12 protein-coding genes are annotated in these 12273 nt (G+C 59.7%); 7 read left to right on the top strand and 5 right to left on the bottom strand.

What is annotated here, in order from left to right:
* Positions 1 to 72: 72 nt before the first annotated feature.
* Positions 73 to 1512 carry an aldehyde dehydrogenase family protein gene (locus tag EN859_RS13890; protein ID WP_127853532.1) on the top strand — a complete coding sequence of 480 codons (1440 nt, stop codon included), beginning with the start codon at positions 73 to 75 and terminating at the stop codon, positions 1510 to 1512.
* Between the two features lie 37 nt (positions 1513 to 1549).
* A complete protein-coding gene (locus EN859_RS13885) occupies positions 1550 to 2131 on the top strand; it encodes a DUF1349 domain-containing protein (protein WP_127853533.1) in 582 nt (193 codons plus the stop codon).
* A 47-nt stretch (positions 2132 to 2178) separates the two neighbouring features.
* On the opposite strand, the gene EN859_RS13880 is transcribed toward EN859_RS13885, so the two are convergent.
* Entirely contained in the window at positions 2179 to 2931 is a 753-nt protein-coding gene (locus EN859_RS13880) for an SDR family NAD(P)-dependent oxidoreductase (RefSeq protein WP_127853534.1), read from the bottom strand.
* A 451-nt stretch (positions 2932 to 3382) separates the two neighbouring features.
* On the opposite strand from EN859_RS13880, the gene EN859_RS13875 reads away from it, so the two are divergent.
* Positions 3383 to 4648 (top strand): O-antigen ligase, encoded by a 1266-nt coding sequence (locus EN859_RS13875; protein ID WP_127853535.1) that lies wholly within the window; start codon positions 3383 to 3385, stop codon positions 4646 to 4648.
* 234 nt (positions 4649 to 4882) lie between these two features.
* On the opposite strand, the gene EN859_RS13870 is transcribed toward EN859_RS13875, so the two are convergent.
* The 3 genes from EN859_RS13870 to EN859_RS13860 form a co-directional block, all read right to left on the bottom strand.
* A complete protein-coding gene (locus EN859_RS13870; RefSeq protein ID WP_127853536.1) occupies positions 4883 to 5971 on the bottom strand; it encodes an acyltransferase in 1089 nt (362 codons plus the stop codon).
* A 149-nt stretch (positions 5972 to 6120) separates the two neighbouring features.
* Positions 6121 to 7281, bottom strand: a complete 1161-nt coding sequence (locus EN859_RS13865) for a polysaccharide biosynthesis/export family protein (protein WP_127853595.1) — start codon at positions 7279 to 7281, stop codon at positions 6121 to 6123.
* 227 nt (positions 7282 to 7508) lie between these two features.
* Complete coding sequence (locus tag EN859_RS13860; protein ID WP_127853537.1) at positions 7509 to 8186, bottom strand: sugar transferase; 678 nt, start codon at positions 8184 to 8186, stop codon at positions 7509 to 7511.
* A gap of 531 nt (positions 8187 to 8717) precedes the next feature.
* On the opposite strand from EN859_RS13860, the gene EN859_RS13855 reads away from it, so the two are divergent.
* Positions 8718 to 9065, top strand: a complete 348-nt coding sequence (locus EN859_RS13855) for an exopolysaccharide production repressor exox (protein ID WP_245525567.1) — start codon at positions 8718 to 8720, stop codon at positions 9063 to 9065.
* Positions 9066 to 9139: 74 nt separating this feature from the next.
* Here EN859_RS13855 and EN859_RS13850 read toward each other — a convergent pair whose 3' ends face one another.
* Positions 9140 to 9322, bottom strand: coding sequence for a hypothetical protein (locus EN859_RS13850; protein WP_245525566.1), 183 nt, complete (start codon positions 9320 to 9322; stop codon positions 9140 to 9142).
* 332 nt (positions 9323 to 9654) lie between these two features.
* Between EN859_RS13850 and EN859_RS13845 the strand changes: the two genes are divergently transcribed.
* From EN859_RS13845 to EN859_RS13835, 3 genes are all read left to right on the top strand, one after another.
* Positions 9655 to 10668 carry a glycosyltransferase family 2 protein gene (locus EN859_RS13845; RefSeq protein ID WP_127853538.1) on the top strand — a complete coding sequence of 338 codons (1014 nt, stop codon included), beginning with the start codon at positions 9655 to 9657 and terminating at the stop codon, positions 10666 to 10668.
* 126 nt (positions 10669 to 10794) lie between these two features.
* The gene (locus EN859_RS13840; RefSeq protein ID WP_127853597.1) at positions 10795 to 11196 is read left to right on the top strand and encodes a hypothetical protein; all 402 of its coding nucleotides are present in this window, start codon (positions 10795 to 10797) and stop codon (positions 11194 to 11196) included.
* 153 nt (positions 11197 to 11349) lie between these two features.
* Entirely contained in the window at positions 11350 to 12216 is an 867-nt protein-coding gene (locus EN859_RS13835) for a family 16 glycosylhydrolase (protein ID WP_127853539.1), read from the top strand.
* Positions 12217 to 12273: the final 57 nt, after the last annotated feature.

Below are 12273 nucleotides of genomic sequence, written 5' to 3'. Positions count from 1 at the left end.
TCATCATTTGTCTGATAAATGGCTCGGTCAGACAGTGCCACCAGAAAAACCACCACAAGGAAAGACAGCAACATGACCCTGTTTCGTAAAAATCTGATCGACGGCGAGTGGGTGGGCGACGCCGGCTCCCGCAACATCAATCCATCCAATACAGGCGATGTCGTTGGCGAATACGCATCCGCAGGCCCGGAGCAGGCCCGGCAGGCGATTGCAGCGGCAAAAGCCGCCTTTGCGGGCTGGTCGCGCTCGGCGCCGCTGGCGCGCCATGCGGTGCTGAAGAAGGCGTCGGACGAGATCACCGCGCGGAAAGATGAAATCGGCCGGTCGTTGGCGCGCGAGGAAGGCAAGACGCTGGTCGAAGGCGTTGGCGAGACCGTGCGGGCCGCCCAGATTTTCGATTTCTTTGCCGGCGAGACGCTGCGCCTTTCGGGCGAACTGGTCCCGAGCGTTCGGCCGGGCGTCGGCGTCGAAATCACGCGGGAAGCGGTCGGCGTGGTCGGCATCATCACCCCGTGGAATTTCCCGATCGCCATTCCGGCGTGGAAGATCGCTCCGGCCCTGGCCTACGGCAACACCATCGTCTTCAAACCGGCCGAACTCGTTCCCGAGAGCGCCTGGACCATTGTCGACATCCTGCACCGCGCCGGCCTGCCCAGGGGCGTGCTCAACCTCGTCATGGGCAAGGGATCGGTGGTCGGCCAGGCCATGCTCGACAGCCCCGACCTCAACGCCATCACCTTCACCGGCTCGGTCGCCACCGGCAAGCGCGTGGCTGCCGCCAGCGTCGAGCACATGCGCAAGTTCCAGCTTGAAATGGGCGGTAAGAACCCGCTCGTCGTGCTCGATGATGCCGATCTTGCCGTCGCCGTCGATTGTGCGATCAACGGCGCCTATTTCTCGACCGGCCAGCGCTGCACGGCGTCGTCGCGCCTGGTGGTGACGGAAGGCATTCACGACCGCTTCGTCGATGCCCTCAAGGATCGCCTGGCCAAGCTGGTCATTGGCGATGCGCTCGATGCGAAAACCCAGATCGGCCCTGTCGTCGACCAGAGTCAGCTGAAGCAGGATGAGGACTATATTGCCATTGGCAGCAAGGAGGGCGCTAGCCTCGCCTTCGGCGGCGAGCGGCTCGATCGTGAAACGCCCGGCTTCTATCTCAGGCCGGCGCTGTTCACCGAGACAACCAACGCCATGCGGATTTCGCGCGAGGAGATTTTCGGGCCGGTCGCCAACGTCATCCGCGTCAAGGACTATGACGAGGCGCTGGCGGTGGCCAACGACACGCCTTTCGGGCTGACATCAGGCATCTGTACCTCGAGCCTCAAGCACGCCACGCATTTCAAGCGCAATTCGGAGGCGGGCATGGTGATGGTCAATCTGCCAACGGCCGGCGTCGACTTCCATGTTCCATTCGGCGGACGCAAGGGATCGAGCTACGGCCCGCGCGAGCAGGGCAGATATGCGGCCGAGTTCTACACCACGGTGAAGACCGCCTACACGTTCGCCGGCTGATCAAGCCACGAGGACACGCAGCGCGGCGGGCAAGCCAATGACATTTCAGAACACCGACCTGACCTGGCTTAATCCGCCGCCGCATCACGCTTTCGGCGACAACACTGTGCATGTGCGCACCGGCAAAGAGACCGACTTCTGGCGCGAGACCTTCTACGGCTTCTGGCGCGACAACGGCCACTTTCTTTATCGGCAGGTGGAGGGCGATTTCAGCGCCGGAGTCACGGTCAAGGGAAACTACGAGGTGCTCTACGACCAGGCCGGATTGATGGTCCGGCTGAGCCAAACGCACTGGATCAAGGCCGGCATCGAATACACCGACGGGCTGATGTATTTTTCCGTCGTCGTCACCAACGATGCTTCCGATTGGTCGCTGGCCAGTATCCCCGCCGATCCAAACGGGGTGAGGATCCGCCTGACCCGCCATGCCGAGACCATCCGGGTCCAGTATCTGGATGCGTCCAACGGTCACTGGAAGCCGGTGCGGCTCGCCTATTTCCCGCCCTCGAAGACGGTTGATGTCGGCATGATGTGCTGCTCGCCGCAGCGCGAGGGCTTCGAGGTTACATTCAGCGATTTTTCGGTCGGCCCGGCGATCTCGAAGGAACTTCACGACTGAGGCACTCGCAGAAGCCGGGCAGGTGGCTCTTCGCAGGCCCGGACGCCTCAATACGTCGCACGACCTCCGGAAACGTCGAACACGGCGGCGGTCGTGAAGGAGCATTCCTCGGAAGCGATCCAGCAGATCAGCGCCGCCACCTCCTCGACCTCGCCAAACCGCGCCATCGGTATCTTGGACAGCATGAAGTCGATGTGCTGCTGGCTCATCTGCTGGAAGATCGCTGTGCGCACGGCCGCCGGCGTGACGCAGTTCACCGTCACCCTGGTTTTGGCCAACTCCTTGCCGAGCGACTTGGTCAGGCCGATCACCGCCGCCTTGGACGTGCTGTAGGCCGATGCGTTGGGGTTTCCCTCCTTGCCGGCAATCGAGGCGATGTTGACGATCCTACCGTAATTGCGTTCGAGCATGTGCGGGGCCAACGCCTTGTTGCAGAAGAAGACGCCGTTGATGTTGATGTCGATGACGCGGCGCCAGTCCTCCACCGAATAGTCCCATGTCGTCATGTTCGGCCCGGTGATCGCCGCGCTGGTGACCAGGATGTCGACACCGCCAAAAACCCGGATCGTCTGCCCGGCGGCGGCTTCGACCGCCGCGGGATCGGCGACGTCGACGGTTACGCCGTGCAGGTCGGGAATGATAGCCTTGGCGTTTTCGATCTGGGCAGGATCGCGATCCCAGATCGAAACGCGCCCGCCTTCCGCGGCGATCCTTTGCGCGACAGCCAGGCCGATGCCGGAGGCGCCGCCGGTTATCACAGCCGAACGTCCGGCAAATCGCCCCGCGAAGCTCATTGGCATGTGGTCCTCTCCTGTTACTCTATTCTGGTGGGCGCTGGCCGGTTGCCATTGGAGGCGAATGTGAAGTCAACGACGGATAAGTTCAAGCGGGGATCCGGAGCCCCCGAATGGGTCATGGTGGACAGAACAAGCCGCATTTGTGCCATCCATCCGTGTTACATGGTTCCATGGCCGGTGCTATTTGCCCGTGACAACATTAGCCCCGTGACAACATTAGCCATTGAGTGACAGGCGATAGGGCGGTAAGTTATATTGCACTGCACAATGGGCGCCGCAGATTGGGCTCCAGAGCATCGGACCCAAAAGCGGTGAACCGGTTTTGGGAAATCCGAACCTCAAAACGAGAAGATAGAGCGGCGGAAACGACTCGACCTGAAGGTCCGCCACAAGCCGGCCAATAGGCGCTTAAGCCCGGTTGAAAGGCTGCGTAGACGGGAAATCCGGTACCGATATGAAGATTCCAAAATCCCTGTTGGTCGAACCGGACAAGAGCCATATCTATGGATGCTTCGCGGTCATCGTCTCGGTCTTTGCCTTCGCCTACTCCACCAATTTCGGCAAGATTCTCATCCTCGCCTATTACGCGGTCTGGCTTCCCCTCATATTTGTCGATTACCGCAGGTTCTTGCGGCATCTCTCCAGCGCCTGGCTGCCGCTGACATTCGCGGCCTATATCTGCTTCTCGGTGTTCTGGTCGCATGCGCCTGGCATCACCGCGCGGGCGGGTGTCCAGTATTTCTCGCATATCCTCTGCGCCTACGTTGCCGCACGCACGGTGAGCGTGCGGACACTCGTCGTGGGCTCGCTGATCGGGGTTTTTGTCGTCCTGCTTTATTCGCTGCGGGTCGGCAGCTATGCGCTCGACACCATCGACGGGACCACTAATTTCGTCGGCGCCTTCGGTTCCAAAAACCAGGTTGGCTTCTTCTCGTCGCTCGGCATCTACCTCTGCTTTGTCTTTGTCGTGTTTTACCGGCGCGGCTGGCCGAGCCTGGTCTGGACGGCGCCGATCGGCCTGCTGTCGGTCTATATGCTGGTCATTTGCCATTCCGCCACCTCGGTAGCATCGCTGCCGGCAGCTTTGGCGGTCGTCATCCTGCTTGCCATGAGCAAGGTGCTGTCGCGCCGCTATCGGCGGGTGCTTTTCGCCGTTGGCACATGCGCGGTGGTGGCGTCGGTCATGGCCGCGTTGAACCTTGGCCTGCTGGATTTCGTGCTTGGCATTTTCGGGAAGGATTCGACGCTCACCGGGCGGACTTACCTGTGGGAGCAGGGCTGGGAGGCCGCACAGCAATTCCCTATCCTCGGCTATGGCTATGCCGCCTATTGGGTGCAGGGTTTCGCCGAGGCCGAACGGCTGTGGGCCGAGTTCTTCATCACGACCCGCACCGGCTTCCACTTCCACAACACCTATATCGAGACCCTGGTCGAACTCGGCTTTATCGGGGTGGCGCTGATTTCGATAGTAATCCTGCGAGCCTTCTACGGACACGTATCGGCGGTGATATTCCGCGACTGGCAGGCCGATTCGGTCGTTCTCGCTGGCGCGGTGGGCCTCATGCTGCTCCGCTCCTTCTTTGAGGTCGAAATCCTCGGCCCCTATTTCATGGCGTCATTCGTCGTCTACTACAGCCTGTTCAAGTTGCGCGGCTTGGCCGTTGCCCGGACGCAGCGGGCGCGCATTGCAATCCAGGAAGCGAAAGCCGCAAACGGCTGAACGCCAGTTCCCATTGATGGAATCCAACCCGGACGGTCAAAGCCGACCCCGGAAAGACTCTATCGTGTCGCGCGTCCTTTTGGACGCGCGGCAGGCCGCTGCCGTGGCACTTTGATTTTGCGCCGGATCCTTTTCCGAAGCTTCGGTTCGGGGTCGCGTACGCTCCGTACCGCCGCTCCATCCGTTTGAGCATCGGATTTCCCAAAACCGATCCCGCTTTTGGGTCCGATGCTTTTAGGCTATGGCACGCGAGCGATGCATTTGCCGCTGCAGAAACCGTCGCACCGGTTCATCGAAGATGCGGGTTCCGATGTCGGCGATGACTGTGACTGCGACGGCCATGGCGATGCCGAACCATGGATGGTTTGCGAACGGATCGATGGACGCGGCCTTGCCCGCTCCGGCGATGATCATCAGCATTGGCGTGTGAATGATGTAGATCGGATAGGAAATACGCCCGAGCCAGCTGTAGAGCCTTGAGCAGCGCGGATGGGTTGGCGCCGAGGCTCCAACCATGACCATGACCGGAAACAAGAGCACGATGCAGATCAGGTCATAGGCCGGGCGCAGCGCGCCGCCCGGTGCGATGGCAAAAACCACCAGTGTCAGCGCAATCGCAGCCTCGACCCAGTAGCCTGTCTGCAGAAAGCTCAAATGGCCTTGGTAGCGGCTCATCGATCGGCACAGAAGCACGCCCAGAAAAAACGAGAAACATACGCGTGGCAGCCCGCTGATGATGGTCTGTCCGGTCATGCCGAAGTCGAGCGTGCCGGCCAGAAACGCAGCGAGGACCAGCAATGCAAGGCTGCCTGCAATGAGCGCCGCCAGCAGCCTTTTCGACAACACGAAGAAAAGCAGAAAATAGGCGATGTTTACGAGAAGCTCGAAAAACAGCGACCATGAGGCGGGATTGAGCGGAAAGATCGTGTGATAGGCCTTGCCGACCAGGGGGATGAACAGCATGCCTGTCGTCAACATGGTGGCGATGTCGGAAAGGGGCAGATATTCCGAAGGTATGAGCCTGTTCTTGATCAGCAGATAGAAAAAGCCCAGCAGCGTGCCGGCAAGGTAAAGCGGATAGAGACGTATCAGCCGGATCAACAGGAATGTGCCGAACCCCATCCCGGTTTCGATCTTCCTGTCGTACGCGTGGGCGATGACGAAACCGCTGAGCAGGAAGAACAGGTCGACCGCGAGGTAGCTTGAGGGAAGGACCTTGCCGTCGGAAATGAACGGCGAGAAATGGTAGAGCATCACGCTTATGGCAGCCACGCCGCGCATCGCGTCGAGGTTGAGGTACACGTGGCGGGTTGCCGGCTGCATTCTATGCCTTCATCAGCGGATCGGTGCGCGATTTATGCGACTGGTTTCCTCCACCCAGCCGGGCGGCACTCGAACTTCTTTTCAACCCTTACCGGCCAGCGGTCACTCCGACCCAGCGTTCATTCCGACAAAGCCGTCCGAGCCAACGCCTATTGGCTGGTCATCGGCGCCAGCTTCACCTTGATCACGTCTCCGGGCAGCACGGGCGTATCTTCGGTGGCGTCGATTTCGCTTGTCTTGCCATTGACCGCCCGGACAAGGGCATACAACAAGTTGGGCTGGTCGTTGTCGCCGGTCGGCATGAGTGCCGGGTCCATGGCCTCGGCCATCAGATCCTTCTGCGTGTTCAGCCTGAGGACCGCTTCGTTCAAGTCGGACTCGGTCTGCTGCCGGTCGGCGGCAAGCCCCGCATTCTGGCTGTTTTCCAGATCGATGGCGTCCTGCGTGGCCTTGCTGATCGCTTGCTTGGCGGTGAGGATGGCCGTGTCGTAATCCAAGATCTGGCCTTCCAGGTCGGCGATCGTTTGCTGCGAATTCAGAACCCGCGTGTTGACGACCAAGCCCTTTTGCGCCAGCGAGCCGATGCCGCTCAGCTGTTGCTTTGCCAGGTCGACCTGCCGTTGCTGGTTGACGATCTTCTTCTGCAGCGAATCGATCTCGCTCTGCAGCAGCTTCTTCAAATCGTCGAGTGCTTGTAGGCGCAGCTTTAGCTTTTTCTGATCGGCCGTCAGGATCGCCATCTCGTCGGCAACGATGCCCGGCAGCTTCGGGTCGTCGGCAACTTCCTTCGGCACTTCAAATGTGGGCTTGTCGGCAAGCTCGGCTTCAATGCGGGCGCGCTTGACGATCAGGCGAACCCGCTGATCCGCGTAAACGTCATGGCTGCCCTTGGCGGTGATCAGGTCGCGGTCGGCCCGCAGGTTGGTATTGCGCCTTATGCCGCCGGCAACGCTGATCGCTTTGAGGACGGTCAACTCGGGCACGTAAGGATACTGGCCGGGCGTTTGTACCTCGCCTGAAATGTAGAACGGCCGGTATTGAGCCATTTCAACCGAGGCTTCCGGCCTGTCCGACAGCGCGAGCTTGCGCTGCAGCGCCTCGCCGATCGCTGCCGCGACTTCCGAAGTGGTCTTGCCGGCCGCCGGCAACTCGCCCACGAACGGTACCGACAAGGTTCCGGCGGGGCCGACCGAATATTCTCCGTTTACGGCCGACCAGTCGCGGAACGTGCCTTCAACGGTCTGCCATTCGGCGACGCGGATGTTGAGCTTGTCCTGCGAGCTGAGGCGATACTCGTCTGCCGCCGCCATTTGAGGAACGGCCAACGACAGTGCGGCGCAGGCGGCGACGAGCCGGACCTGCGCCTTTGGGTTGGTGAGAGTGCTGCGAAGGAGTCCGAGAATGTCTGTTTTCAATTGAACGTTTCCGATCCGCTTTTGCCCCCATCGCCCGATGAGCTTGCTGCAGAACCCTTGGCCACCGAATGCTTGGCCGAAGACAACCGCCGCGGTGCAAAAAACCGGTCGGCTCCGGCCGGTCAATAGCAGCCGCGCGACATCCAAACGGCAGGTACGGTCTTTATGATGATGCGAATGTCCTCGAACAGCGACCAGTTCTCGACGTAGTGGCGGTCGAACGCGACACGGCTGTCGTAGGAAACGTCGTTGCGTCCGCTGACCTGCCAGAGCCCGGTCAGACCGGGGCGCGATTTCAGGTAATAGACGGCGGCGCTGCCATAGATCTCCAGTTCGTCGCGTACGACGGGGCGAGGCCCGACAAGGCTCATATCGCCCTGCAGGATGTTGATGATCTGCGGCAATTCATCGAGGCTGAGCTTCCTCAACACAGCTCCGACCCGCGTCACGCGCGGGTCGTTCTTCAGCTTGCGGGTGGCTATCCATTCGGCGTGTGCCTCAGGGTTGGCGGCCAGATACGCAGCCAGCACCCGTTCACCGTCCGGGACCATGGTGCGGAACTTGAGGCAGGGAAAAATCCGTCCTCCCCGACCGATCCGCTTATGGCCGTAAAAGATCGGCCCGCCGTCGGACAACTTGACGAGAAGCGCAACCATCACAAACAGCGGGCTGAGAGCTACCAGGCCGATCAGTGAACCAACAATATCAAAACTGCGTTTAAGCAGGCCGCCGATCGGTGGCGGAAAATCAATGCCAGCCTGCGAAAAGCCCGCGTTGGCCGACTTGGCGATGTCCCTCATGCCGAAACTCCATACGTTGAACGAATGGTTTACGGCAAGATATCAAAAAAATGCTGCAGCGCAACACACAATTTCCCATCGCATTGAAATAGTCACGTCATGAATTGACTAAATAATGAACTCACGCTGCCGAAAAATTCGCCTTTGTGGCACGTTTGTGACAATCTATGAGCAAAGCCAGACGATCTAGTGCTTTTTTAGGGCCGATTTTAGGCATATCGTTTTTTACCGCGGCCACGGAACATAGAGGTGCTTTCGAATCTCTTAAAGCGCAGGCTATTTCGTGTAAAATACTATTTAATATTGTAGTTTTTACTGAAGTGGAATCTATCTCCTAAAATTGGCCATGATGCCTATGTGTGCGTCGCAGCATGGCAGTGTCGATGCCGCAAGCCCATTCAAAATTATTTGCGTTTGGCCTTGCCGTGAGTTCCCCACCTTAATAGACTCGCAAACTGTTTCTGTTAGAGTCTGCATAGGTCGGAAAGGCTGGAAGCAACCGGTCGAAAGCGAGTAGCCTGATAAGCTCGCGTGACGAATGGGGAGATACTCGGGTGGGTAAGTCATCGCTTTTGCATGCTCGTGCCGGTTGACGGATCGTCGAGTATGTCATTGCCAAAATTCATCGTTGGAATGCTTTTCGCGCTCGCGATTGTGGTCGCGTGGTCCTTTATCGAAGGCGATTCGCCCGGCACGACCGTGCTTCGCGTTGTCACCTGCGCCGTCATCATTCAGCTTGGCTACTTCCTGCTGGTCTTTGTCATGGTTGCCAGGAGCGTCCCGACATCGGCCGACAAGGTTCGTGGGGCCGGAAGAAACCTGAAAGCGGACAAGGCTGCGGAAGGCGAGAAGTTCGGCGCCAGGCGAAGCACTCACTGACTGTACCTGACTGATCGCTCCTGACCGCCCTCGATCGTCCCTGGCCGCTCAACGGTTCGAGATGCCGGACGGCCTCAGCTCGCGCCAGCCGGCTCTCTCTCGGGTTGCTCGCCCGACAGCATCCTGGACAGCCGGCTTCCGGACTTTTCCTTCAATCTGCGATACTGCCCAACCTCCACGATCTGGCCATTTTCGATTGCGACCACCCAGTCGGCGAAAATCATCGACGGCCGGTGCGCAATGGTCAGGATTGTCATCGACCCACGCAACCCATCGATCGACTTGGCGATCAGCGACTGGTTCTGCCTCCGGTTGCAGAAGGGGGAGCGCAGAAGGAAAAACTGGACGTCGCAAACGATTTTAGCGATGCTTTGCTTCGCACTGCAGCATAAATGATGCGTCGAGGGGATTTTTTCCCAGAGACTTTGTCAGCATTGGCCCTGCAGGAAGGTTCCCACAAAGGGCGCGCCACTGAATGCGCCGACGAAGTGTCCTATTTTCGAAAGACCGGGCAATCAGTGAAGATGGGCACCGTTACGGCAAGGGGCGAGGGCATTCGGAGTGAACTGTGCAACCGAGAGGCGAACCTATGACAGGATCCCAAGTCTGTGTGATCATAGCGGCCCGCAATGCGGCCCGGACAATCCCGGCCGCCATTGCCTCGGCGCTGCGCGAGCCGGAAGTGGCGGAGGTCGTCGTTGTCGATGACGCCTCCACCGACGACACCGCGAAAGTGGCCCGCGCCGCCGATGACGGCAGCGGCCGGCTTTCAGTCATGCGCCTTGACGTCAACCGCGGTCCCTCCTTCGCCCGCAACGCAGCGATTGCCGGCTCCAAATCACCGTTCGTCAGCATTCTCGACGCCGATGATTTCTTCCTCGAGGGCAGGTTCCGCGAGCTGTTCGCCAGTACCGACTGGGATTTTGCGGCGGATAACATCATGCTCATCAGAGACGATGTGGCGACCGATGTGTCGAAGGTCGTCGCGCCACCTTTCTCGGCTGACCCGGAGTTCCTCACCTTCGAACGCTTCATCGAAGGCAACATCTCCAAGCGCCGCATCCAGCGAGGCGAATTGGGCTTCCTCAAGCCGGTCATCAGCAGGGCTTTCCTCGACCGGCATAGGCTGCGCTACGATGAAAAGCTGCGTCTGGGCGAAGACTACGAACTCTACGCGCGCGCGGTCGCCTGCGGGGCGCGTTTCAAGATCATCCGGTCTTGCGGCTATGGCGCGATCGTTCGCGCCGATTCGCTGAGCGGCCGGCACAAGACGCAGGATCTCAAGCGCCTGGCTGATGCGGACCTGGCGCTGCTGGCGATCGACAATTTGCCGGAAGGCTCGAAGGCGGTGCTCAGAAGGCACGAACGGCAGGTCCGCGACAAATACCGGTTGCGGAATTTCCTCGACGTCAAGGCCCAGCGCGGGTTGGCATCGGCCGCGGCCTATGCCTTGACCAGTCAATCCAACCTCATCCCCATCGTTCGTGGCGTGGCCGCCGACAAGCTGGATGCGTTGTTTCGCCGCGCCGGTCTTGGCTCGAAGCAGCAGGCGCCACCCATGCGTTTCCTTATGGCCGGCACCAGCGCGCACGCAAAAAAGTAAGTTCACCCCTCACCGCGGCAACGTCCTGAAACGTTGAAAAAGCCTCTTTCTGAAACTGGGAGGTTGCCTACTTGTCGCGAGGATGGCATGTATGTTGCGGTGCAGCAATTTAGGAAGGCCAACCGGATGGCTTCGATATTTGGCTTCAGATCCAGGGACCCGGCCCGGGACCGGCAGACAGATCTCTCGCGTTTTGATCGTCTGGCAAAACTGCTCGATCAGATCGCGGGCGAGATCGAGGCGGAGAAAACCGGGCTTGAGAATCGCTATCGGTCGAAGGCGACGAACGCCGCCTTTCTGGTCGAGGCGATGGAGAATGGTTCGGCATCCGCGAGCCGATCGTCAGAGGTCACTGAATTGACGAATTCGATCCTGAACTGCGAGCGGCGCATCGCGGCCCTGACGCGCCAGAACAGCTTGATGAAGGAACTGCGTCATTCGATCGACGGTATCATCGACGAGAATGGCGCGTATGGTTCAGATCGGCCGGCTGAATTCGTCAACCGTGCCCGTACGGGCACGACTTGACGGCACTATCCTGTCTGGCGTCCGGTCCGGTCGCCGACATTTGCACGCGGCAATATGAAGGAGCTTTGGAGGCGGAGGATCAAGACGGCTCGTTTCGCACGCGAGCCAGTAGTTACTTTGGGTTGGGGCACACAGCACAAAGGTGAGTTTGGTATGAACGCAGATCCGAAGAGTACCTCCATCATGACCGATGGTATGCTGGTCACGTGCCGTATCCGGCAAGGGAACCTGTGGAGGCTGTGCGCGGGTGGCACGCTTCTGCTCGCCGTTCTCGCGAGCCTGGCCGCGGCGGCGGTCCCGTCCCGTGCTCAAGATATGCCGAGCTCGCCCTCGTTCGTCGACGATTTCAAGAGTTTCGACCGTACACGCTGGTTCGTTTCCGACGGCTGGACGAACGGCAAACATCAGAACTGTACCTGGTCGAAAGGCCTAGTCGGACTTTCCGACGGCATGCTGACGCTCGGTTTCGAGAAGCGGAAGCTTAAGGATCGCGAGTTTGCCTGCGGCGAGATCCAGACGAAGAAGCGCTTCGGCTATGGCGTCTACGAGGCGCGCATGAAGACGGATACGGGGTCCGGCCTCAACGCAGCCTTCTTCTCCTATATTGGCCCCGCGGACAAGCAGCCGTGGGACGAGATCGACTTCGAGGTGCTGACCAGGGACACGTCGAAGGTCCAGGTGAACACCTACATTTCAGGCAAACCGAAGAATGAGAAGCTTGCCGATGTCGAGGGCGGCACCGACAAGGGTTTTAACGACTACGGCTTCGTCTGGGAGAAGGACCGGCTGCGCTTTTATGTCAACGGCAAGCTCGTCCAGGAGGTGACGAACCCCGCCGAACTGCCGACCCACCCGCAGAAAATATTCTTCAGCCTCTGGGGCAGCGACACGCTGACCAACTGGATGGGCCCGTTTTCGGATCCTGGCCGCAAGGTCACGATGCAGGTCGACCGCGTCGCGTTCACGGCACTGGGCCAGCCGTGCCAGTTCCCGGAGTCGCTGGCATGCAGCATAAAGTAACTCGATAACGCACATCTGAACCGGCCGGACCAAAGAGGTCCGAGATATTGAACAGGA

Source organism: Mesorhizobium sp. M00.F.Ca.ET.216.01.1.1, from assembly GCF_004010325.2.
Lineage (GTDB): Bacteria > Pseudomonadota > Alphaproteobacteria > Rhizobiales > Rhizobiaceae > Mesorhizobium.
The sequence above is the reverse complement of the archived record's forward strand: the minus strand, read 5'-3'. Positions and strand labels throughout refer to the sequence as shown.

Bases quoted from the DNA above. Each gene is read 5' to 3' on its own strand.
- EN859_RS13890 (WP_127853532.1), top strand. From the start codon at position 73: ATGACCCTGTTTCGTAAAAATCTGATCGACGGCGAGTGGGTGGGCGAC.
- EN859_RS13885 (WP_127853533.1), top strand. From the start codon at position 1,550: ATGACATTTCAGAACACCGACCTGACCTGGCTTAATCCGCCGCCGCAT.
- EN859_RS13880 (WP_127853534.1), bottom strand. From the start codon at position 2,931: ATGCCAATGAGCTTCGCGGGGCGATTTGCCGGACGTTCGGCTGTGATA.
- EN859_RS13875 (WP_127853535.1), top strand. From the start codon at position 3,383: ATGAAGATTCCAAAATCCCTGTTGGTCGAACCGGACAAGAGCCATATC.
- EN859_RS13870 (WP_127853536.1), bottom strand. From the start codon at position 5,971: ATGCAGCCGGCAACCCGCCACGTGTACCTCAACCTCGACGCGATGCGC.
- EN859_RS13865 (WP_127853595.1), bottom strand. From the start codon at position 7,281: ATGGCGGCGGCAGACGAGTATCGCCTCAGCTCGCAGGACAAGCTCAAC.
- EN859_RS13860 (WP_127853537.1), bottom strand. From the start codon at position 8,186: ATGAGGGACATCGCCAAGTCGGCCAACGCGGGCTTTTCGCAGGCTGGC.
- EN859_RS13850 (WP_245525566.1), bottom strand. From the start codon at position 9,322: ATGACAATCCTGACCATTGCGCACCGGCCGTCGATGATTTTCGCCGAC.
- EN859_RS13845 (WP_127853538.1), top strand. From the start codon at position 9,655: ATGACAGGATCCCAAGTCTGTGTGATCATAGCGGCCCGCAATGCGGCC.
- EN859_RS13840 (WP_127853597.1), top strand. From the start codon at position 10,795: ATGGCTTCGATATTTGGCTTCAGATCCAGGGACCCGGCCCGGGACCGG.
- EN859_RS13835 (WP_127853539.1), top strand. From the start codon at position 11,350: ATGAACGCAGATCCGAAGAGTACCTCCATCATGACCGATGGTATGCTG.